A 21,748-nucleotide genomic window follows, 5' to 3' on the forward strand; every position below is an offset into this window, starting at 1 on the left:
CTGTTTGCGCTGGTCAACCTATGGATGGCGCGCGGGATACTGCTGCAACCGAGATAGGGTTGCTGCGTCCGCCGTGGCCTGAAAAGGCTGGCGGCGGCACGAAGAACATGGAATGGGGCTCGCGGGCGGGAGCATCTTGCCTGCCGCTGGCTCAAATACGCGCCGAGAGCATGAGGCGGTGATTGATCAGACCATCCTTAGGAGGTGATATGTATCGTGTGCCAAAGTCGTTGGTGGTGCTCCTGCTGATAATGAGTTCGATCAGTATCACACTGCGGGCACATGGTGGAACGAGTCTGGCCAACATGGTCATCAAAGGTCCGACCTTTCAATACGTCCTCAGAAAGGATCATGATCCTATCGTCTGCAAACACATAATGCAGGTATTCAATGACAAATTCACCCACCTTTTCGACGCGCACCTGTTAATCGACTCCACCTTCTCCGCCAATAGCATATATGCATTTCCACGGCTTCCTGGGGTTCAGCATAGTGCGCGATCCACCGCTGAGATGGCATTGTCGGCACAGCCCACATCACCAGAATTTTCGACAATTCACTGGAATGAGGGTAGAGCTACTCCAGGGGGGTGTCCGGTAGGTCAGAAATGTGTAGTTGAAGAGCCTAGTCCGATTCTGGTCGGGTATTTCGACTTTGACAACGACGGATCTGTGGACACCGTTATCAAGGGTGGAAGCACTTTTTTCTCAAGTTACCCAAATATGGCGAAAACTCATGAATTTCTTATAGTTTGGCGCGGTCAAAGATTGAAAATTTCAGGAATAGCTAATGAGTGGGATTTAGCTCATCCCGCAGATAGGGTGCGTACGCCAATTATTATATACGGAACTTACTTGAGGCCATTTATCTATCGTGGAATTACTTACGTCGCAAGCTATGGGGCGGACGGAGATAAAGAAGTCATGGCCATCGATAAGTATTCGTTCACGGGCCGCACGGACGCAGTAACAGGGCGGCCACAGTGGAGTGGCGATGCAGTTTGCGACTTAGAGATGAAGCGGCTGGCGAACTAACCCCCAAGGGAGTTCCCCCGGCTCTATATTGCCCGCAACACCTTTTTGCACGCACTTCAAACACAAGGCGCGCTTGCTCTAAACGATCCCGCTGACACAAGCTTTATCAATTAAATCAATAAGTGGCGCGAACATCTGCGTTTGGTCACGAACCCAAAAGCCTGACTCTGTCCGTGGCCGTCGTCCGCGCGTTGTTTTACATAATATACATTATGCGCAATTAAGAATGATCCACGAGGTGCGGCCCGACGCCAGAATCCAAGCTATTTCCCGCCATGGGACTTGCAACAGTATCGACAGTATCGGCATGACGACTGGCTATATTGTCGAGCCTGCCAGCTCTCCGACGCTCCATGGACCACCGCAAACCGATGCCACCACGATCTGCAGGCCCGCAAGGCACGCGACTGTTTTCCGCCGAAGCACTGCGTTTGCAGGCAAGCGAGGCGACTCCCGTTACCACCGGGCGCGCCAGCGTCCACGAGCCGGTACTCGAAGGCGTCGGTGGCGAACTCGGCGGCCGACGCTTTTCGGTGCGCCCCGGCCGGCAGACGATAGGCCGGCGTGGCGACAACAACATCGTGATCGGCGATTCCAGCGTGTCCGCCTCGCACGCCTGGATCATGAACCAGCAAGGCCATTACGTGATCATGAACACGCTGTCCACCAACGGCACGTTCGTGAACGACCAGCGCGTGCACGAATCGGTACTCCGGCATGGCGATCGCATCCGGCTGGGTCAGGCGGAATTCGTGTTCCTTACCCGCGACCCCGGGGCCTCGCGTTCCCGCTGGCTGCCGTTCGCGCTGATCGGGCTGGTTCTGCTCGTTGCGGTGGCCGCGCTGGCCTGGTGGCTGCTCTGAGGGGTTCGGTGTGACTGTCCCTGCCTCCACCGCCGTGCCGCGGACCATCGGCCGCTACCGCATCGACGGTGTGCTCGGCGAAGGCGCGATGGCGGTGGTGTACGCCGGGTACGATCCCGGCATCCAGCGCCGGGTCGCCATCAAGTGCCTGCATCGCCACGTGGCCGATGATGCCGCCTACCGGCGGCGCTTCCTCGCCGAAGCGCGCGCTGCCGGGCATCTGATGCACCCGAATATCGTCACGATCTTCGATGCCGGCGAAACCGAGGACGGCCGTACCTATATCGCGATGGAGCGCCTCGACGGCGAGACGCTGGCAAGCCGCGTCGCCAGCGAGGGGCTGCCGCCCCTGCCGATGGTGATCGAACTGGCCAGCCAGATGGCCGCGGCGCTGGACTACGCGCACGGCCAAGGCGTCATCCACCACGACATCAAGCCCGAGAACATCATGCTGGCCGAGGGCTGGCACTACGCCAAGCTCAGCGATTTCGGCATCGCCGAACGGCGCGGCGCGCGCACGACCAGCGACGCGATCGGCGGCACGCCGGCCTACATGGCGCTGGAGCGCCTGCGCGGCGAACCGGACGACGCGCGCAGCGACCTGTTCTCGCTGGGCGTGGTGCTGCACTGGCTGATCACGGGCAAGTTGCCGTGGCGCGAGACCGTCGACGTGCCGCGCCTGATCCGCGAACGACAGCACTCGCCGCGTCCGGCGATCGAGCCGCTCGAACCGGCCACGCCATCGATGCTGGTGAACATCGTGCGCACCCTGCTCGCGCCCGCGGCCGACGCGCGTTACCAGAGCGGTGCCGAAGTCGTCGACGACCTTCGCCAGGCACGCCGCGAATACGAACGCCTGCACGAGAAGCCGATCGCCAATCGCATCATCTCGCTGCGCCTGCGCTGGGCCGCTGCACTGGGCGCCACGTTGTGCCTGGTGCTGCTGGTGGGCCTGGCGGTGATCTACGCCAAGCAGAGCAGCGCCGTGACCGGCCTCGCGCTGGACTTCGGCAGTTCGCTGGGCCGTATCGTCGCCGGCGAAGCCTCGGAAAACCTGCTGCTGGGCGACCAGGCTGCCACGCGCGCGCTGGTGCAGGACATCGCGAAAAACCGCCAGATCCGCTATCTCGCCGTCGCCGACCACTTGGGCGAGGTCGTCGCCAGCACACAGCCCAGCGACATCGGCCGGCCGCTGGTCATGCCGACCGGGCAGAAGTACCTGCCCCGCGCGGATGGCATCGACAGTTACCGCAGCCAGATCGCCGGCGGCGACGAGATGCTGCTGTTCGACGTGCCGATCCGCTACCAGGCCAAGCTGGTGGGCGACCTGCGCCTGGGCATCAGCGAAACGCCGCTGCACGCGGCGCAGCGGATGACGCTGTGGGTGATCCTCGCCGTGCTGCTGGTGACGCTGGTGGCGGTGGTCGGCGCGGCCTATTGGCTGTTCCGGCGCCCGCTCGTCCTGCTGCAGATGTTGAGCGACGCCCTGCTGCGGGTCGGACGCGGCGACTTCCACCACCGCATCCGCCTGGTGCGCCGGGATGAACTGGGCCAGTTGTTCGCCGCCTTCAACTTGATGAACAGCGCGTTGCAGGCACGCCAGCAAAACGAGGCGGGCCCTTCCACCGCACCGCGCGTGGCCACGGACCATGCATCGCAGCCGACGCGCATCATCCAGCCGCCGGACGCCGGGCAGAACGCGCCCGAGTAGCCTGGACGGCGGCAGTCTCCGTGGCAAAGCAGCCACACAGGTATCGAACGTTGCGCTTCAGAACTGCTTCAGCCGCTGCTTGATCTCGAGCGCGCGGGCGCGGTAGACCACCGCCGGTTCGTAGGATGGGTCGATCGCCAGCACGTGGTCCCACAATGCGATCGCCGGGTCCAGTTTCTGGTCGCGGTACAGCACGATCGCGCGCTGGTGATAGGCGGCCAGCAGTTGCTGGCGCATCGAGGCAGCCTGGGGGCCGCTGGGTTTCAAGCGGGGATCCAGCGATAGCGCTTCGTCCATCTGCACCAGCGCCTGGTCCTTGTGCCCGTGTTCCAGCAGGGACACGCTCTCGCGTTGCAGGCGGCGCGCCTTGGCCGTGGCCGACTCGCCCGCCGGCCCCTGCCCTGCACCGGCCATGTCGGCCGCGGGTGCGCTCTTCGCCGGACGGGAGGTCACCGCCGCATCGCTCGCCGGGGCTGAAGCCAGCGGCAGGCGCAGCGTCTGGCCCGTCCGCAGGAGCGAGGGATCGGCCGAGCCGTTGTAGCGCGCCAGTATCAGGAAGCGCTGCGCGTCGCCGAGATGGCGGGCCGCCAGCGTGCTGTAGGAATCGCCCGGGCGCACCACGTAGCTGCGCGAGCGCGCGCCCAGTTCTCGCTCGGGGTCCACCGTGAGCTGATGCAGCATCGATTGTGCCGTGCGGTCGTCCGGATGGACGGCCAGGTATTGCCGCAACGCGCGTTCGCCCTCGTCATAGTGCCCGCGCTGGAGGTCGCCGCTGATGATCGCGCTGAGCGACTCGGTCGGGGTGGTTGTCGTCTCGCGCGCCGTTGTCGATGGCTGGGTGACCGTGACCCTGGGCGAGCCATTCAGGCGGTCCTCGACCCGGCCCTTGAGCGTGTTCACCTGCGTGCAGCCGCTGGCGGCGAGCACGGCCAGCACGGCGGCGAAGCGTAGTACTGGTCCGGCGATGCGCCGGCCTCGATGGAGAGCTGCTGCGATGTTCATGCCTTGCCGTCGCCTTGCGCGGCCTGTGCGCCGGAACCGTGCGCCGTCGCGCCAGTGGGATGCACCATGGACCAGAGTCTTTCGCCATAGCGCCGCATCCAGCCCTTGCCTGCGATCCGCAGCAGGATCAGTGCGGCATTGTCGCCCTGCTCGCCGCCGCGCGTGGTCGCCAGCTGCAATGCCTCGCGCAAGGCTTCCGCCTGGTCGCGACGACGCGACAACCGGCGCAGTTCGGGCGTGGACAGTTGTTCCCAGACGCCATCGCTGCACAGCACGAAGGTCTGTCCCACGCGCAGGATCGCGCCACCGTGCTCGACCTCAGGCGGCTGCGGGCCGCCGAGCCCGCGCAGCAGCTTGTGCTGGTCGGGGTCGCTCGCCAGCTGTTCCGGCGCGATTTCGCCGCGCTGCAGCTTGAGCTGCGCGAGGCTGTGGTCCTCGGTGCGGTTGAGGCAGTGCCGTCCCTGGAAACGATAGAGGCGGCTGTCGCCGACATGGGCCCAGTACGCCTGGTTGCCGCGGATCAGCAAGGCGACCACGGTCGAATGCGGTTCCCCGCGCGTCAGCCCCTCGCGCCGCCTGACCAGTTCGGCATGGGCTTCCTGGCACAGCGTTTCGAGGAACAAGGCGCCGGGCTGTTCGCGCCACAAACCCTGCGCCCACAGCTGATGGGCCACGTGGACCACGCCCTCGGCGGCCAACTCGCCGGCGCCATCGCCGCCCATGCCGTCGGCCAGCACCAGTAGATGCACGTCCGTGGCCGCGTCGTGCAGGCAGGCCAAGGCATCCTGCTGGGTTTCGCGCCCGCCGCGGGCCCGCCCGGCGGCTACCCGCGGCTGGGAGTGGAAATCGATTGCCTGGTCCATCGTGCCCGCAACCCCTGTCGAAACCGATGCCGTCCCCAACCTCAGCGCCCGAAGTGGATTTCCTCGCCTTCGTGATCGCGATCCCAGCCGCGCAGTTCGTCGCGGATGTGGGCGATGCGCTGGCGGCCGAGCGCGTTGCGCTCCTCGTCCAGCACCTGGCCATCCAGCAGCTCGGCCATGCGCTGCGCGGTGGGCAGCATGGTGTCCCAGGCGTCCAGCGCGGGCATCGGCGCGGGTAGCGTCATGAAGAAGCTGAGGCCGGGCGTGCGCAACGCTTCGAGCCGGCTCAGGTCGAAGCTGCCGGGCTTGAGCATGTTGGCGACGCTGAAGATCGGGCCCAGCTCGCGCTTGCCGTCGACGAGGCGGTGGTAGATGCCCATGTCGCCGAATTCGAGGCCGGCCTTCTCGGCGGCAACGATCAGGTCGGAGCCGTTGAAGTGACTGCCTTCGCGCGCCATCACGAACAGGGTGACGATGCGCTCCACCGCAACCTGCGGTGGCCGGCGGCCGAGGTCGGAGCGCGGTGGCATGCGGGGCGCCTGTGGCGCTGGCGCCGGAGCGGCGGCGGGGCCTGCCGCCGGCGGTGCGGGCGGCACCGCAACCGGCGCGGAAGCGGCGGTCGACGACGGCGCGCGCAGCGCGTCGACGATCGAGGCGGCCTGCCCGGCCAGCTTGCTGCGCGATTCGGCCGGCTTGCGTTCGCCGGCGAGCGTGGCGCCGAGGCGTTCGAGTTCCTCGCGCAGGCCGACATCCAGCTCGCCCTGCTGCGGCTGCGGTTCGTCGGCCAGTGCATGGTCGGTGGCGCTGAAGGAAAGGCCGTCCTCGTCGCCCGCTTCGCCCAGCGTGGGCTCGCGGCGTTCGCCGCCATGCGCGCCCTGCCCGGTCGGCGCGCGCCGCCGGCCCTGTTGCTCCTTCTTCGGCTGGCCGAACAGCCAGATCAGCGCCAGCACGACCACGCCGACGATCAGCAGCGGTATGCCGACCGCCGGATTCCAGGCAAGGGCAAGCACGGGTTGCAGCGTCATCATCGGTTCCTCGTATAGTTCGGCATCCGCCTGCGGGCGGCTTCCGAATCCGCGGCCCCGGCAACTTTCCGGGCCCGCTCCTCAATGCATGCCAGGACGCCGGCAACGGCTCAGGCGGTGCCCACCAGTTTAGCCGCTTCGGCGAGATCCACTTGCACCAGGCGCGACACGCCGGGCTCGCGCATGGTCACGCCGCACAGCTGGCTGGCCGCTTCCATGGTGGCCTTGTTGTGGCTGATGAAGATGAACTGCACCCGTTCGCTCATCTCGCGCACCATCGCCGAGAAGCGACCGACGTTCGCCTCGTCCAGCGGTGCGTCCACCTCGTCGAGCAGGCAGAATGGCGCGGGGTTCAGGTTGAAGATGGCGAACACCAGCGCCACTGCGGTGAGTGCCTTCTCGCCACCTGAAAGCAGCGAGATGTTGGACGGGCGCTTGCCGGGCGGCCGCGCCATGATCGCCACGCCGGTGTCGAGCAGGTCGTCGCCGGTGAGTTCGAGGTAGGCGTGGCCGCCGCCGAACAGGCGCGGGAACAATTCCTGCACGCCGGCGTTGACCTTGTCGAAGGTTTCCTTGAAGCGCGCACGCGTCTCGCGGTCGATCTTCTTGATCGCGCCTTCCAGCGTTTCCATCGCGCTGGTGAGGTCGGCGATCTGGTTGTCGAGGTAGGTCTTGCGCTCGCTCTGCTCGGCGTGCTCCTGGATCGCGGCGAGGTTGACCGGCTCCAGCCGCACGATCTTCTGCGCGAGTTCGGCGAGCTGCTGCTTCCACTGCGTGGCGTCCACGTCCTCGGCGAGTTCGGCGAGCAGGGTTTCCAGTTCCAGTCCGGAGGCGGCAATCGCCTCGGCCAGTTGCTCGGCGCGCAACTGCAGCGCCTGCGCGGCGAGACGCTTCTCGGACAGGCTTTCGCGCAGCGTGGCCAAGCCTTGTTCGGCGAGATGGCGGCGCTGCTCCAACTGGCGGAACGCGATATCGCATTCCTCCAGCGCGCGGCGTGCTTCCACCAATTGCTTGTCCACCAGCAGGCGCTGATCGAGGTAGGTCTGCCGCTCGGCCTCCAGTTCGGCGATGGGATCGGAGCCGGCGGCGAGCTGCTCGGCGATTTCGCCACGCCGCGCCTCGATCTGGCGCAGCTGGCTGTCCATGCGCGCCAGCGACTGTTCCAGCGAAGCCAGCGAGGAGCGCTTGGATTCCAGCGACAGCGCCAGCGCGTGCGCCTGGTCGGCCGCCTCGCGTGCGTTCATGCGCGCTTCCTCGCGCGTTTCCAGCAGGGCGCGGCGTTCGTTCTCCAGTTCGCGGCGCTGGTCTTCGAGGTCGCCCATGTGGCCGACCGATTCATCCAGCCGCGCGCGGGCTTCACGGGTCTGCGTCTGCAATTCGTCGAGCTGTTCAACCAACACGGACAGTTCGCCGGCCACCTTCTCGCCACGCGCACGGGCGGTTTCCAGCTTGCCGCGATGGCTCTGCAACTGGCCGGCCAGTTCGCTCTGGCGGCGGTGTGCGTTGTACAGCTCGCGCTGGGTGTCGTCGCGGGCGCGCTCGGCTTCGAACTTGCGCGTGCGCAAGTCGTCGAGCTGCGCCGTGCATTCCTCGATGCGTGCTTCCAGCGCGGCGACCTGCTCGGTGAGCGTGCGGATCTCGCGCTCACGCGCCAGCACGCCCACCTGGTTGCCTTGCGCGCGGCGCACGCGTGCCCAACCCGGGCCCAGCCATTCGCCGCCGCGGGTGATCACCGACTGGTACGGCGCCAGCGCGGACAGGCTGGCCACGCGCTGGTGCGCCTGCTCCAGCGTCTCGGCGACCAGCACATGGCCAAGGATGGCGATCGCCGCCGCCGGGCCGCGCACGTGCGCGGCCAGCGTGCCGGCGGAGTTGGCGCCGCCTTCGGCGGCATCGAGCAGCGCCACATCGGCGTTTTCCAGCGCGCCGAAGTCGGCGGCCAGCGCGTGCGCGCCGTCCACCAGCACGCTGTCGATGAAGCCGGAGAGCACGGTTTCCACCGCGGTTTCCCAGCCGGCTTCCACCTGCAGTGCCTCGCCGAGGCGCGGCGACTTGTCCAGGCCCAGGCGGGCCAGCCACTGGCTGGCGGCGTTCTCCTCCTGGCCCAGTGCGGCGTGCTGCAGCGCTTCCAGCGAGGACTGCCGGCCGCGCGCGGTCTGCAGTTGCGAACGTGCTTCGTTGAGCGCGGACTGCAGCTGGCGTTCCTCGTCCAGCACCTTCTCGTGGGTGGTCTTGTGCTGGTCGAGCAGGCCGCCCAGCGATTCCACTTTTTCGCGCTGGGTGTCGTGCTCCAGGTGCATCTGCTCGGCGGCAGCGTCCAGCGCGGCGAGGTCGGTGGCCTTCTGCTCGGCCTCCAGCGCCTCGCGGCGGCGGGAAAGGTCGATGGCCTGGCGATCGAGGTAGTTGAGCTTGGTGCGTTCCACCTCGGCTGCCCGGTTGGACTCGCCAGCGGTTCGGGTGTGCGTGTCCCAGCGCTGCTGCCAGTCGGCGAGTTTCGTTTCGGAGCTGCGCTGGGCTTCGGCGGTGTCGTCCTGCAGCTGCTGCAAGGCTTCGAGCTTGGGCTCACCTTCGGCCAGCGCCATGCGCAGCGTTTCGACCTGCGCGCGGTCGCCGGCGATGTGCTCGGCCAGCTCGTTGTGTTCGCGCTCGGCCTCGCCCTGGGCGCGCTGCAGGCGATCGGCGGTTTCCCGGTTGTGGCGCACCTGCTGCTCGACGCGGGCGATCTCGGCGCCGACCTTGTAGACCTCGGCCTGCACCGAGTTCAGGTGCTCGCCGGCGTCGGTGTGGCGCTCGCGCATGGCTTCGATCTGCGCCTCGATCTCGCGCTGGCCGGCCAGCTGCTTCTCGATCTCGATCTCGGCGGCGGACAGCCCCGCGCCCTCGCCGTCGTGCTGGCCCTTCAGCGCGCGGTATTCCAGCGCGCGCAGTTCGGCTTCCTTGCGGGTCTGCTCTTCCTTGTAGGCCTTCCAGCGTTCGGCGGCGCGCGCCTGGCGGTTCAGGTGTTCGAGCTGCTTGTCCACCTCGTCGCGCACGTCCTTCACGCGGTCGAGGTTCTCGCGGGTGGCCTTGATGCGGCTCTCGGTTTCCTTGCGACGCTCCTTGTACTTGGAGATGCCGGCGGCTTCCTCCAGGTGCGTGCGCAATTCTTCGGGGTGCGCCTCGATGATCTGCGAAATCATGCCCTGCTCGATGATCGAGTAGCTGCGCGGGCCGAGGCCGGTGCCCAGGAACAGGTCGGTGATGTCGCGGCGGCGGCAGCGCGCGCCGTTGAGGAAGTAGAAGGATTGCCCGTCGCGCGTCACCTGGCGCTTCACCGAGATCTCGGCGTACTGGCCGTATTCGCCTTGCACCGTGCCGTCGGCGTTGTCGAAGATCAGCTCCACCGTGGCCTGCCCCACCGGCTTGCGCGTGGTGGAGCCGGAAAAGATCACGTCGGTGAGCGAGTCGCCGCGCAGGCGGCTGGCCGCGCTCTCGCCCATCACCCAGCGGATCGCGTCGATGATGTTGCTCTTGCCGCAGCCGTTCGGCCCCACCACGCCGGTCATGTTGGCCGGCAGGTGCAAGGTGGTCGGGTCGACGAAGGACTTGAAGCCGGCGAGTTTGATCGTGGTCAGGCGCATGCGGTCATCGCTGGGAAATCGGAAACACCCGGCAACCGGGTGACAAGGCACTGTGCCAAAGGCGGGACGGTGCCGCAATGCATTTCTGCATCATGTCTTGCTGTAGAAATAGTTTGCAAGACAATGATAAATATTGATTTTTACTTGGCGTCTATCGACAGCGCATGGATGCCGCGGTTCATCAGGTCGTCCAGCACCGCGTAGATCATGCGGTGGCGCCTGATCGGCAGCACGCCGGCGAACGCGGGGCTGACGATGCGCACGTGGAAGTGGCCCTTGCCCTCCCCCGCATGGCCGGCGTGCAGGTGACCCTCGTCCGCCACTTCCAGCTCGGTGGGCGAGAACGCGGCCGTGAGGCGCGCGCGGATCTCTCCGACCATCGCCTCGCTCATGGCAGGGTCTTGCGGAATGGCTTCACGCTCACCTCGGCGTAGACGCCGGCGGCCACGTAGGGGTCGGTGTCGGCCCAACGCTGCGCGTGTTCCAGCGTGTGGAACTCGGCGATGATCAGGCTGCCGGTGAAACCGGCCGGTCCGGGGTTCTCCGACTCTATCGCCGGGAACGGGCCGGCCAGCAGCAGGCGCCCCTCGTCCTGCAGCTTGTTCAGTCGCTCCAGGTGCTCGGCGCGGGCGGCGAGGCGCTTGTCCAGCGAACCGGGATGATCCTGGGCGATGATCGCGAACCACATGGGCAAGGCTCCGTTGCGTGTCGAATCCGCAATTTTACCCGACTATGCCGCCGGCCATGCGGTTCGCCCACTTGAAGCAGCCGCGACGATGCCCACTTTGCGGACGTCATCAATGATGCGGTGGGGAGAGCGCTACATGTGGACGATGTTCGTGGATGGGATCTCCGCGCTGCTGAACCAGCTGGCGACATGGATGGACAGCAGCTACGGCCTCGCGGTGATCGCACTTGCGCTGGCGGTGCGACTGGCGATGTTGCCGATGACGCTGCATGCCGCTGAGCAAGGCTGGCTGCGCCAGCGCAAGCTGGCGACACTGAAACCGCAGCTGGAACGCCTGCGCGAGCGCCACGCGAAGGACCCCGCGGCGCATGCCGCCGCCATCCAGTCCCTGTACCGCGAACACGGCATCGCCAGCGGACTCTGCAGTGGCATGCTCACCGCGCTGGTGCAGGCGCCGATGAGTGCGGGCGTCTACGCGGCGATCCGCCAGGGCGTGGCCAGCATGGGTTCCTTCCTGTGGATACCGAAATTGGCGCGGCCCGACTTGTGGCTGGCGCTGCTGGTGGCGGCCGTGAGCATGATCGCGATGCTGTTCAACCCCATGCTGCCCGAACAGGTACGCACCCTGCTGCACTGGCTGCCGGTGGTGATCTCGTTCCTGATGGCGTGGCACGTGGCCGCCGGGCTGGGGTTGTACTGGCTGGGCTCAGGCAGCGTGACCGTGCTGCAGAACCTGCTGCTGCGGCAGCGCGTCCGTCGTCTGCCGGCCTGAAACACACAAGGCCCGCGATCGCGGGCCTTGTGTCACACGCCGACGAAGAGGCTCAGGCCTCGGGTCGCATGTACGGGAACAGCAGCACGTCGCGGATCGAGGCAGAGTCGGTGAGCAGCATCACCAGGCGGTCGATGCCGATGCCGAGGCCGCCGGTGGGCGGCAGGCCCACTTCCAGCGCGCGGATGTAGTCGGCATCGAAGTGCATGGCCTCATCGTCCCCGGCGTCCTTGGCCTCCACCTGGGCCTTGAAGCGCGCGGCCTGGTCTTCCGGGTCGTTCAACTCGGAGAAGCCGTTGGCCAGCTCCTTGCCGTTGACGAACAGCTCGAAGCGGTCGGTGATGCCTTTGTCCGTGTCGTTCTCGCGCGCCAGCGGCGACACCTCGACCGGGTGCTGGGTGATGAAGGTGGGCTGGATCAAGGTGTGCTCCACCGTCTTCTCGAAGATTTCCAGCAGCAGCTTGCCCCAACCGTAGCCGTCCTTGACGTGGAGGCCGAGGCGCTGGGCATGCACGGCCATCGCGGCGCGGTCGCGCAGATCCCCGCGCCTGATCTCGGGGTTGTGCTCCAGCACCGCGTCTTCCATCGTCCAGCGGCGGAAGGCCGGGCCGACGTCGATGCTGGCGCCTTCCCAGGTCAGCGCCGTGGTGCCGATCACCTGCTGCGCCGCCTCGCGGATCACGGCCTCGGTGAGATCCATGATCTCGGTGTAGGTGGCGTAGGCCTGGTACAGCTCCAGCATGGTGAACTCGGGGTTGTGCCGGGTCGACACGCCCTCGTTGCGGAAGTTGCGGTTGATCTCGTAGACGCGGTCGAAGCCGCCGACCACCAGTCGCTTCAGGTACAGCTCCGGCGCCACGCGCAGGTAGAGGTCCATGTCCAGCGCGTTGTGGTGCGTGATGAAGGGCTTGGCCGTGGCGCCGCCGGGGATGACGTGCATCATCGGCGTCTCCACTTCCATGAAGCGGCGCGGCGAGGCTTCCAGCCACTGGCGCATGAAACCGATGATGCGCGAGCGCTGCTGGAAGGTGCGGCGCGCCTCCTCGGTGACGATCAGGTCGACGTAGCGCTGGCGGTAGCGCTGCTCCACGTCGGCCATGCCGTGGTGCTTGTCCGGCAGCGGGCGCAGGCTCTTGGTGAGCAGGCGCAGCACGTCCACCTTCACCGACAGCTCGCCGGTCTTGGTGCGCATCAGCACGCCTTCGGCGCCCACGATGTCGCCCATGTCCCAGCCCTTGAACGCCTCGTAGGTCGCCTCGCCCACCGTGCCCTGGTGGATGAACAGCTGGATGCGACCGCTCATGTCCTGCACCTGCGCGAAGCTGACCTTGCCCTGCACGCGCTTGAGCACGATGCGGCCGGCGACCTTCACCCGGCGCTGCGCGGCCTCGATGAGCTCGGCGGTGTGTGCGTCCTTGTCAGCGTATTCGTCCTGCAGGTCGCCGACGAAGCTGTCCGTCTTGAAGTCGTTGGGAAACGCGATGCCCTGCCCGCGCAATGCCGTGAGTTTCTCGCGGCGCTCGGCGACAAGCCGATTGACGTCGGGCTTGTTCTCGTCGGCGGGTTGGGTATCGATGGTTTCGCTCATGAATGATTCCGTGGCTGTCGGCCTGTACCGGACAGCGAATGTCTCGTGGATGGATCAGGGAAAGGATGCGTCCGCCGGCACTCAATCGTCCTTGCCGAACACGTGCTTGACCGCGTGCTTGGTGGCGTCCCAGCCTTCTTTCGCGCCATGGCCGACGGCGACGCCGGCCTTCTTCGCCCCGTGGCCGATGCCGGTGCCGGCTTCCTTGGCGCCATGGCCGATCTTCTTCGTCACGTCGCGAGTGGCATGGCCGACGTCGCGGGCGCCGTTGGCCACGCCGTGGCCGACGGCCTTCGCGTCCTGCTTGATGCCGCCGCCCTGCTGCGACTGCGCGGCCGCGCCGAACGCCACCAGCGCGGCACAGGAGAACACGATGCTGCAGAGCGTCTTGCGATTCATGCGGGCCACCTCGTCAGTCATGGAACTCCGGGACGATTCTACGGGTCACGGTTGAAGCCGCTCCTGCAGCAGCTCGCCGCGCAGGAGCGGCTTCAGCCGCGATTCCGGATCCATCACGCATCGATGCGCTTGGCGCCAGCGTCCAGGCCGGACTTCAGGCTGGCCTCGATGAACTCGTCAAGGTCGCCGTCGAGCACCTTCTGCGTGTCGGAACGCTCGATGCCGGTGCGCAGGTCCTTGATGCGGCTCTGGTCGAGCACGTAGTTGCGGATCTGGCTGCCCCAGCCGATGTCGGACTTGGTCGCTTCCAGCGCGTCCTTCTCGGCGTTGCGCTTCTGCATCTCCAGCTCGTACAGCTTCGCCGCCAGCATCTTCATCGCACGATCGCGGTTGGCGTGCTGGCTACGCTCGGTCTGGCAGGCCACCACGGTATTGGTCGGGAGATGGGTGATGCGCACCGCCGACTCGGTCTTGTTGACGTGCTGGCCGCCGGCGCCGGACGAGCGGTAGACGTCGGTCTTGAGGTCGGCCGGGTTGATCTCGATGTCGATGTCGTCGTCGACTTCCGGCGAGACGAACACGCTGGTGAAGCTGGTGTGGCGGCGGTTGTCCGAGTCGAACGGGCTCTTGCGCACCAGCCGGTGCACGCCGATCTCGGTCTTCAGCCAGCCATAGGCGTAGTCGCCCTCGACGCGGAAGGTGGCCGACTTGATGCCCGCCACTTCGCCGCCGGAGACTTCCAGCAGCTCGGTCTTCCAGCCGCGCGACTCGGCCCAGCGCAGGTACATGCGCAGCAGCATTTCGGCCCAGTCCTGCGCCTCGGTGCCGCCGGCGCCGGCCTGGATGTCGACGAAGGCGTTGGTGGCATCCATCTTGCCGGAGAACATGCGCTGGAATTCCAGCTTGTTCACTTGCGCATCGAGCTTGGCGAGGTCGTCGATCACCGACTGCGCGGTGTCGTCGTCGCCCGCTTCGATCGCCATGTCCAGCAGTTCCTTCGCGTCGGCGAGGCCGGCGGAAAGATGGTCGATACCACTGACGATGGTGTCGAGCCGGGCACGCTCGCGACCCAGCTCCTGTGCGTGCGGCGGGTTGTCCCAGATCGTGGGGCTTTCCAGCTCGCGGCTTACTTCTTCGAGGCGCTCGCGCTTGCTGGCGTAGTCAAAGATACCCCCTAAGCGACTCGACGCGGGCCGTGAGGTCCGCGATCTGCGCGAGGATCGGATTGGTCTCGATCATGGATAGGCGTGTCGTGCGAATGGTCGGCCATGGTAGCAAAATTGCCGCACTGCGACAGGCGCCGGACGGTGGCCGGGCGCGCCGCCGGCGCTACCATGAACACCCGGTACCGCTGGCCGGAGCACCACCATGTCCAACCGCAGCCTGAACCTCGACGACACGCTGTACGAGTACCTGCTCACGCACTCGCTGCGCGAGCATCCGGAGCAGATCGCCCTGCGCGAAGCCACGCGCAGCCATCCCCGCGCCGGCATGCAGATCTCGCCCGAGCAAGGCCAGTTCATGGCCTTGCTGGTGAAGCTGATCGGCGCGCGCCGCACCCTGGAGATCGGCGTGTTCACCGGCTACAGCGCGTTGTCGGTGGCGCTCGCCCTGCCCGCTGACGGCCGCATCCTCGCCTGCGACATCAGCGAGGAATACACCCGCATCGGCCGACCATACTGGGAGCGCGCCGGCGTGGCGCACAAGATCGACCTGCGGCTGGCGCCGGCACTGGAAACGCTGGACGCGGAACTGGCCGCGGGCGCCGCCGGCCGCTACGACTTCGCCTTCATCGACGCCGACAAGACCGGCTACGCCAGCTATGTCGAGCGCTGCCTGCAACTGCTGCGCCCCGGCGGCCTGATCGCGATCGACAACGTGCTGTGGAGCGGTGCGGTGGCGCGGCCGGCACACGACGACGATACCCGTGCGCTGCAAGCGCTCAACGAGCGCCTGCACCGCGACGAGCGCATCGACCTGGCCGTGCTGCCGGTCGGCGACGGTCTCACGCTTGCCCGCAAGCGCTGACCCGGTGCAGACCGGGTTTCACGCCACCGCCTGCTGGTGCACCCCGCGCACCGCCCTGCCCGACGGGTCGGCCATCGCCGCGAACGCCGGGTCCCAGGCCAGTGCGGCCGGCGACGAGCAGGCGATGGACTTGCCGCCCGGCACCGTCGCCGCGCAGGCCTCGCCGGGGTAGAACTGCTCGAAGATGCGCCGGTAGAAATACGCCTCCTTGGTGGCTGGCGTGTTGAACGGGAAGCGCGCGGCCGCCGCGGCGAATTCGCGGTCGCTCACCATCTGCTCGGCGTGCGCCTTCAGGCCGTCGATCCAGCCGTAGCCCACGCCGTCGCTGAACTGTTCCTTCTGGCGCCAGAGGATTTCCTTCGGCAAGGCACCCTCGAAGGCCGCGCGCAGCACGTGCTTCTCGATCTTGCCGTGGCCGGCCCCGCTCTTATCAACCATCTTGTGCGCGGCGTCCATGCCCATCGCCACGTCGATGAACTCGAGATCCAGGAAGGGCACGCGCGCCTCCACGCCCCAGGCCATCATCGCCTTGTTCGCGCGCAGGCAGTCGTAGCTGTGCAGCGCGTCGAGCTTGCGCACGGTCTCCTCGTGGAAGGCCTCGGCCGACGGCGCCTTGTGGAAGTACAGGTAGCCGCCGAACAGCTCGTCCGAGCCCTCGCCCGACAGCACCATCTTCACCCCCATCGCCTTGATCCGCCGCGCCAGCAGGTACATCGGCGTGGCGGCGCGGATGGTGGTGACGTCGTAGGTTTCCAGGTGGCGGATCACTTCGGGCACGGCGTCCAGCCCCTCCCAGAAGGTGTAGACGAAGCCGTGGTGCACCGTGCCCAGCGCGTCGGCGGCGATCTGCGCGGCGGCCAGGTCGGGCGAGCCGTCCAGGCCGATCGCGAAGGAGTGCAGGCGCGGCCACCACGCCTCGCTCCTGTCGCCATCCTCAATGCGCTCGCGGGCGAACTTCGCGGCGCAGGCGGCGACCAGCGAGGAGTCCAGCCCGCCCGAAAGCAGCACGCCGTAGGGCACGTCGGTCATCAGCTGGCGATGCACGGCCTGCTCGAAGGCGTGACGCAGTTCGCCCGGCGCCGGCGCATGGCCTTGCGTGGCCGCGTAGTCGCGCCACGGCTTGGCGTAGTAACTGCGCAGTTCACCCGTGGCACTGTCGTAGACGTGGCCGGGCGGGAACGCCGCCACGTCCGCACACACGCCGACCAGCGCCTTCATCTCCGAGGCCACGCACAGGCGGCCCTGCGCGTCGTGGCCCCAGTACAGCGGGCACACGCCGATGGGATCGCGGGCGATCAGGTAACGCTGTGCCTCGCCATCCCACAGCGCGAAGGCGAAGATGCCGTTGAGCTTCGATAGAAAGTCGGCGCCATGCTCACGGTACAGCGCGTTGATGACCTCGCAATCCGATCCCGTGGTGAAGTCGTAAGCGCTCGCGGCGCGCAGTTCTTGGTGGTTGTAGATCTCGCCGTTCACCGCCAACGCCAGCGCGCCGTCGCGCGAGCGCAGCGGCTGCGCGCCCGAGGCCGGGTCCACGATGGCCAGGCGCTCGTGCACCAGGATCGTGCCGGCGTCCACGAACACCCCGCTCCAGTCCGGCCCGCGGTGGCGCTGGCGCTGCGACAGTTCCAGTGCCTGCCGGCGCAAGGTGGCGAGGTCGTCGCCCGGCTGCAGGTCGAACATTCCGAAAATCGAACACATGGTGGTTGGCCTTTGCGTGGTTGATGTGGCGGTTTGGAACAAAGCTCTATTTGAAAGTCGGCCATGGATGGCCGGTTCTGCTCTGCGCGGATGGATACGCGCCCTGGTTGACTCAAATCGGCCACGGATGGCCGGGGTTGCCTTTGCGCGAATGGATGCGCGCAAAAAAATCACAGGTGCCAAAACGACGAAGGCCCACCAGTGGCGGGCCTTCGTCGCGTATTTCTCGTGAAACTTGCAGCTACGCGCGGGCCCGCCAACGGTTGGCGTTATTGTTCGCGCGATTATTGTTGACGGCCGCCACGAAGCTACGCGCGGCAGGCGCAGTGGCGTTCGGGAACGGGGCGGTCGTCGAGGTCATGCGCCGACTTAACCAGATGTTGCGGCGCAACGCAAGTGACGATTTCGCATGACGCCATTGGGCCGTCCATACGCTCAGTCGTCCACGGGCTCGGCGATCCAGCGCGCCGCCTGTTCCAGTTCGGCCAGCGCGAACAGGCGGAAATCGGCCGGCACCAGGAACCGCGTCGCCTTGGTCGCCGTGCGCAGCCATGGCACGTCGGTCACCAGCGCCACGCGATCCCAGCCGCTGATGTGGCGGATGCCGAGCATGAAGTCGTCCCACATCGCCCCGGCGTCGAAACCGGTGAAGTCCGGCGCCACCACGAACAGCATGCGCAGCTTGCGGCTCAGCGCGAACACCGCCTCCACGTCCGGCACCAGCACCTGCTCGTAATCGGCGGCGGTCACCTGGCCGTGCGCGCGAAAACCCAGCGTGCCGGGCGGCAATCCATCGATCTGTTCGAGCATGACGATCTCCGTGGCGGGTGGATGACCAGTCTGGCGCGCATGCCGTGAACGCCGCGCAAGGCCGGCAGCCTTCATGCGGCTTGCACGCGCCGATAACGTGACAGCGCGGAGAGTCGGTGCAGTCCGGTGCACATACCCGGATAGGGGGACTACATCCACCCGGAGCACTCCCATGAAAAAACTGCTTTATGCGGTTTCCGTGTTCGCGCTGCTGATGCCGGCCGTGGCGCTGGCGCAAAGCGCATTCAACGGCACCTGGAAAACCGACCCGAGTTCGATCCATGACACGGGCAAGCCCATCGTCATCACGCTCAAGGGTGGCATGTTCAGCTGCTCCTGCAGCAACCCGGCCTACACCGTGAAGACCGATGGCGAGGATCACCCGGTATCCGGGCACCCTGCTTTCGACACCGTCGCGGTGAAGATCGTGGACGACCACACCATCGAGCAAACCCTGAAGAAGGCCGGCAAGGTCGTCGAGACGCTGACCGTCACGGCAGCCGCGGATGGCAAGACCGCTACCGAGGAAATGACCAACGACAGCGGCAGCACGCCGGTGACCGGCAAGGCCGGCCTGGTCAAGGTGGCCAAGGCGCCGAATGGATCGCACGCTCTGGCGGGCTCGTGGAAGATGAAGAACGTCGACAACGTTTCCGACAACGGCCTCGCCTACACCTACAAGGTGGACGGCAATGAGGTGAACTTCAACACTCCCACCGGCGACTCTTATGCCGCGAAGATCGGCGGCCCGGCCGTGCCATACCAGACCAAGATGGGCGGCAACGATACCGTGAGCGTGAAGAAACTCGGTCCGAACAGCCTGCGCGAAACTTACGAACGGGGCGGCAAGGTGCTGAGCACCAGCACGATGACCGTGTCCGCCGACGGCAAGAGCATGAAGACCGTCAGCCACGACATGCACAACGACATCACCACCACCTCCACCGCGCAGAAGCAGTAGCCAGCCGGTTCGCCGGTTGTTTCCACGCAAGGCCCGGCCTGATGCCGGGCCTTGTCGTTCAGGCTGGTTCGATGTGGCGCAGCAGCAGGCGCGGCGACTCGCGGCCCTGCCAGTCGTTGACGACGAGCTCGTAGGCGGTGCGCAGGCGCGATGGTGGCGCGGCGGCGCTGACGTTGAACATCACCGCGTCATGCAGGCTGCCGTCGCGCGGATCGCGCAGGCTGAGCCGCCAGTGGCCTTCGCCCATGGGCTTCCAGCCCGCGCATTCGAACAGGTTGTCGAACAGCGGCTCGGGGAAGGCCTGGCCCCAGGGACCGGCCGCGCGCAGTTGCAGCGCCAGATCCAGCGACAGACTGCCCGCGGGAAGTTCGCCGTCGGTATACAGCGCGGCCTGCAGCCGCTCCGGCGCGATCAGCTCGCGGGCGACGGCGTCGAAGGCCGCGGCGAAACGCGGGAAGTCCGCGGCGCGCAGGCTCAGCCCCGCCGCCATCGCGTGGCCGCCGAAGCGTTCGATCAGGCCGGGCTGGCGCGCGTCGATCATCGCCAGCGCATCGCGCAGGTGGAACCCGGAAATCGAGCGGCCCGAACCACGGAGATTGCCGGCATCGTCCTCGCTGGCTGGCGCGAACGCGATCACCGGTCGGTGCAGTCGTTCTTTCAGCTTCGACGCGACCAGACCCACCACGCCTGCATGCCAGGACGGCTCGTACAGCGCCACACCCACCGCGTCGATGTCGCGCAAGCCGGTGGTCATCGCCTCGGCCTCGGCCACCATCGAGGCCTGCAGGTCGCGGCGCTCGCGGTTGATCGCGTCGAGCTGCCCGGCGTGGCGGCGAGCCTGCGCCGCGTCGTCGGTGAGCAGGCATTCCACGCCGAGCCGCATGTCTTCCAGTCGCCCCGCCGCATTGAGGCGCGGGCCGACCGCAAAGCCGAGATCGCTGGCGCACAAGGTGGCCACGCTGCGCTTGCCGCATTCGACAAGCGCGGCGATGCCGGCGCATGCGCGGCCGGCGCGGATGCGCTTGAGGCCGGCGTCCACCAATACGCGGTTGTTGAAGTCCAGCGGCACCAGATCGGCCACGGTGCCCAAGGCGACCAGATCGAGCAGTGTGGAAAGATCGGGTTCGGGAGTCCCCAGTGCGCCCCGCTCCCGTAACCTCGCACGCAAGGCCAGCAGCAGGTAGAACATCACGCCCACACCGGCGAGGGCCTTGCTGGGAAAAGCGTCGCCGACGAGATTCGGGTTCACCATCGCGTCGCACCTGGGCAGTTGTTCGCCCGGCAGATGGTGGTCGGTGACGATCACCCGCATGCCCAGCTCGTGTGCCCGCGCCGCGCCGGCCATGCTGGCCACACCGTTGTCCACCGTGACGATCAGCTGCGGGTACGGCTGCAGCGAATCGACCAGCGCGGGCGTGAGCCCGTAGCCGTGCACGAAGCGGTTCGGCACCGCATAGCTCACCCGCTGCGCACCCAGCATGCGCAGGCCGCGCACGGCGACGGCCGTACCGGTGGCGCCGTCGCAGTCGTAATCACCAGCGATCAGGATGGACCAGTCGTCGCGGATCGCTTCGGCCAGCAGATCGGTCGCGGCGTCCAGGCCTCCCAGCGCCAGCGGTGGCAGCAGGCGCTGCAGCCGGTGCTCGACGCCGGCCGGTTGCAGCACGCCGCGTGCGGCGTAGATCCGTTGCAACACCGGGTGCACCGCGGCATCCCAGCCGGACGGTTCGCCCCGCGGCTCGCGCCGGCGCAGTTCCAGCACGCTCAACGCGACGCCCCGCGCCAGAAGCGCCAGCGATGCCACGGTCGCCACGACCAACGCTCGCCGCCGGCGAACGCGAAGTGCAAGGGCTGCCGTTGCGCCAGCGATTGCACGGCCGACCACCAGGCTCCCGAAAGCTCGCCGGGCGGCAGGTCTAGCAGGTCGACCAGGCAGCCGGCAGGCGCGGTCCCCAGGCTCTCCGGGGTGCGCGCCTGGCACGGAATGCCGGCGCGTGCCGCCAGCGCACGCAGCAGCTCGTCGTTGCCGACCACGCCCGCGAGCGTGCTGTGCAACTGCATGGGCAAACGCCCCGCCCCCCACCACCACACGCTGTTGACCGGCGCCAGGCCACGCGCCTGGCGGGCGGCGTTCAGCGGATGCTGATGCAGCAACACCTGCACCTCGTTGAGCAGTACGCGCCAGCGGCGACCTTCCGCACCCTGCGGCAGGTGCTGGTACAGATCCTCGCCCAGCGCCTGTTCCGGCGCGGCGAAGTCCGGCAGTGGCACGTCCGGCGGCAGGCGCAGTTGCCAGTGGTTCGGCGCGGTGATTTCCAGTTGCAGGCCGGCTTCGGCGAAAGCCGGTTGCAGCAGCTGTGCGTAGGCCTGCGCCTCATCCGGCTGCAGCGACAGCGAGCCGCAGGCCATCAGGCGCACGCCGCTCATGTCCGGCTGCACCCACGCGGGGTCGGCGTTGAGCCACGTCGCCTCGCCCGCGTCGCCGACCAGATGCTCGCGCAGCAGCGCGGCGGCCGGCAGCGGCGAGCCGGCGCCATCGAAGGCATGCGCGAGCGCGGCAAGTCGCGCCTGCGGATCGTCGGCGAACCGATCGGCCTGCACCAACAGGCGTCGCAGCGGATGCGCGGCCTCGAAGCGATCCAGCGCGGGCAACCAGAGGCTTGCCGGGTGTGCGCTCATCGAT

The 21,748-nt window shown here is 67.2% G+C and carries 19 protein-coding genes; 6 read left to right on the forward strand and 13 right to left on the reverse strand.

The annotated features are described in order from the left end of the window. Positions 1–209 precede the first annotated feature (209 nt). The 3 genes from B0E52_RS18475 to B0E52_RS17610 all read left to right on the forward strand — a co-directional run bounded on the left by B0E52_RS18475 (position 210) and on the right by B0E52_RS17610 (position 3,608). Complete coding sequence (locus B0E52_RS18475; RefSeq protein ID WP_139351742.1) at positions 210–1,034, forward strand: hypothetical protein; 825 nt, start codon at positions 210–212, stop codon at positions 1,032–1,034. A gap of 353 nt (positions 1,035–1,387) precedes the next feature. After that, positions 1,388–1,897 carry an FHA domain-containing protein gene (locus B0E52_RS17605; protein ID WP_254426858.1) on the forward strand — a complete coding sequence of 170 codons (510 nt, stop codon included), beginning with the start codon at positions 1,388–1,390 and terminating at the stop codon, positions 1,895–1,897. A gap of 10 nt (positions 1,898–1,907) precedes the next feature. Further along, positions 1,908–3,608 (forward strand): protein kinase, encoded by a 1,701-nt coding sequence (locus tag B0E52_RS17610; RefSeq protein WP_254426859.1) that lies wholly within the window; start codon positions 1,908–1,910, stop codon positions 3,606–3,608. A 57-nt stretch (positions 3,609–3,665) separates the two neighbouring features. Here B0E52_RS17610 and B0E52_RS17615 read toward each other — a convergent pair whose 3' ends face one another. From B0E52_RS17615 to B0E52_RS17640, 6 genes are all read right to left on the reverse strand, one after another. Then, positions 3,666–4,610 (reverse strand): LysM domain-containing protein, encoded by a 945-nt coding sequence (locus B0E52_RS17615; protein ID WP_168174224.1) that lies wholly within the window; start codon positions 4,608–4,610, stop codon positions 3,666–3,668. Then, the gene (locus B0E52_RS17620) at positions 4,607–5,473 is read right to left on the reverse strand and encodes a PP2C family serine/threonine-protein phosphatase (RefSeq protein ID WP_077485899.1); all 867 of its coding nucleotides are present in this window, start codon (positions 5,471–5,473) and stop codon (positions 4,607–4,609) included. Before B0E52_RS17620 ends, B0E52_RS17615 begins: the two co-directional genes overlap by 4 nt. Before the next feature lie 41 nt (positions 5,474–5,514). Next, positions 5,515–6,498, reverse strand: coding sequence for a cell division protein ZipA (zipA, locus tag B0E52_RS17625; protein ID WP_077485934.1), 984 nt, complete (start codon positions 6,496–6,498; stop codon positions 5,515–5,517). 110 nt (positions 6,499–6,608) lie between these two features. Continuing rightward, positions 6,609–10,118 (reverse strand): chromosome segregation protein SMC, encoded by a 3,510-nt coding sequence (smc, locus tag B0E52_RS17630; protein WP_077485901.1) that lies wholly within the window; start codon positions 10,116–10,118, stop codon positions 6,609–6,611. Positions 10,119–10,258: 140 nt separating this feature from the next. Beyond that, entirely contained in the window at positions 10,259–10,510 is a 252-nt protein-coding gene (locus B0E52_RS17635) for a BolA family protein (RefSeq protein WP_077485903.1), read from the reverse strand. Then, positions 10,507–10,806, reverse strand: a complete 300-nt coding sequence (locus B0E52_RS17640; protein ID WP_077485936.1) for a YciI family protein — start codon at positions 10,804–10,806, stop codon at positions 10,507–10,509. The genes B0E52_RS17635 and B0E52_RS17640 overlap by 4 nt, the downstream gene beginning before the upstream one ends. Before the next feature lie 136 nt (positions 10,807–10,942). On the opposite strand from B0E52_RS17640, the gene yidC reads away from it, so the two are divergent. Next, the gene (gene yidC, locus B0E52_RS17645; protein WP_168174225.1) at positions 10,943–11,578 is read left to right on the forward strand and encodes a membrane protein insertase YidC; all 636 of its coding nucleotides are present in this window, start codon (positions 10,943–10,945) and stop codon (positions 11,576–11,578) included. Between the two features lie 52 nt (positions 11,579–11,630). On the opposite strand, the gene lysS is transcribed toward yidC, so the two are convergent. From lysS to prfB, 3 genes are all read right to left on the reverse strand, one after another. Next, on the reverse strand, positions 11,631–13,166 hold the full coding sequence (lysS, locus tag B0E52_RS17650) for a lysine--tRNA ligase (protein ID WP_077485907.1): 1,536 nt from the start codon (positions 13,164–13,166) through the stop codon (positions 11,631–11,633). A gap of 81 nt (positions 13,167–13,247) precedes the next feature. Then, positions 13,248–13,565, reverse strand: coding sequence for a hypothetical protein (locus tag B0E52_RS17655; RefSeq protein WP_077485938.1), 318 nt, complete (start codon positions 13,563–13,565; stop codon positions 13,248–13,250). A 113-nt stretch (positions 13,566–13,678) separates the two neighbouring features. Then, positions 13,679–14,804, reverse strand: a protein-coding gene (prfB, locus tag B0E52_RS17660) for a peptide chain release factor 2 (RefSeq protein WP_139351743.1) whose coding sequence is annotated in 2 segments (ribosomal slippage) — positions 13,679–14,728 and positions 14,730–14,804 — 1,125 coding nt in all. Because the reading frame shifts where the segments join, the coding sequence is not laid out codon by codon here. A gap of 129 nt (positions 14,805–14,933) precedes the next feature. On the opposite strand from prfB, the gene B0E52_RS17665 reads away from it, so the two are divergent. Then, positions 14,934–15,593 carry a class I SAM-dependent methyltransferase gene (locus B0E52_RS17665; RefSeq protein ID WP_077485909.1) on the forward strand — a complete coding sequence of 220 codons (660 nt, stop codon included), beginning with the start codon at positions 14,934–14,936 and terminating at the stop codon, positions 15,591–15,593. Positions 15,594–15,611: 18 nt separating this feature from the next. On the opposite strand, the gene asnB is transcribed toward B0E52_RS17665, so the two are convergent. Next, the gene (asnB, locus tag B0E52_RS17670; RefSeq protein WP_077485911.1) at positions 15,612–17,294 is read right to left on the reverse strand and encodes an asparagine synthase B; all 1,683 of its coding nucleotides are present in this window, start codon (positions 17,292–17,294) and stop codon (positions 15,612–15,614) included. A gap of 435 nt (positions 17,295–17,729) precedes the next feature. Continuing rightward, positions 17,730–18,104 carry an STAS/SEC14 domain-containing protein gene (locus tag B0E52_RS17675; protein WP_077485913.1) on the reverse strand — a complete coding sequence of 125 codons (375 nt, stop codon included), beginning with the start codon at positions 18,102–18,104 and terminating at the stop codon, positions 17,730–17,732. 172 nt (positions 18,105–18,276) lie between these two features. Here B0E52_RS17675 and B0E52_RS17680 point away from each other — a divergent pair, with 172 nt between their 5' ends. After that, a complete protein-coding gene (locus tag B0E52_RS17680) occupies positions 18,277–19,065 on the forward strand; it encodes a hypothetical protein (protein ID WP_077485915.1) in 789 nt (262 codons plus the stop codon). A 58-nt stretch (positions 19,066–19,123) separates the two neighbouring features. Here the strand turns inward: B0E52_RS17680 and recJ are convergent, their stop codons facing one another. Both recJ and B0E52_RS17690 read right to left on the reverse strand, forming a co-directional pair. Then, positions 19,124–20,869 carry a single-stranded-DNA-specific exonuclease RecJ gene (gene recJ, locus B0E52_RS17685; protein WP_254426860.1) on the reverse strand — a complete coding sequence of 582 codons (1,746 nt, stop codon included), beginning with the start codon at positions 20,867–20,869 and terminating at the stop codon, positions 19,124–19,126. Next, positions 20,830–21,744, reverse strand: coding sequence for a phosphoglycerate mutase (locus B0E52_RS17690; protein ID WP_077485917.1), 915 nt, complete (start codon positions 21,742–21,744; stop codon positions 20,830–20,832). The genes recJ and B0E52_RS17690 overlap by 40 nt, the downstream gene beginning before the upstream one ends. Between the last annotated feature and the right edge of the window lie 4 nt (positions 21,745–21,748).

This window comes from Rhodanobacter sp. C06 (genome assembly GCF_002001105.1).
Lineage (GTDB): Bacteria > Pseudomonadota > Gammaproteobacteria > Xanthomonadales > Rhodanobacteraceae > Rhodanobacter_A.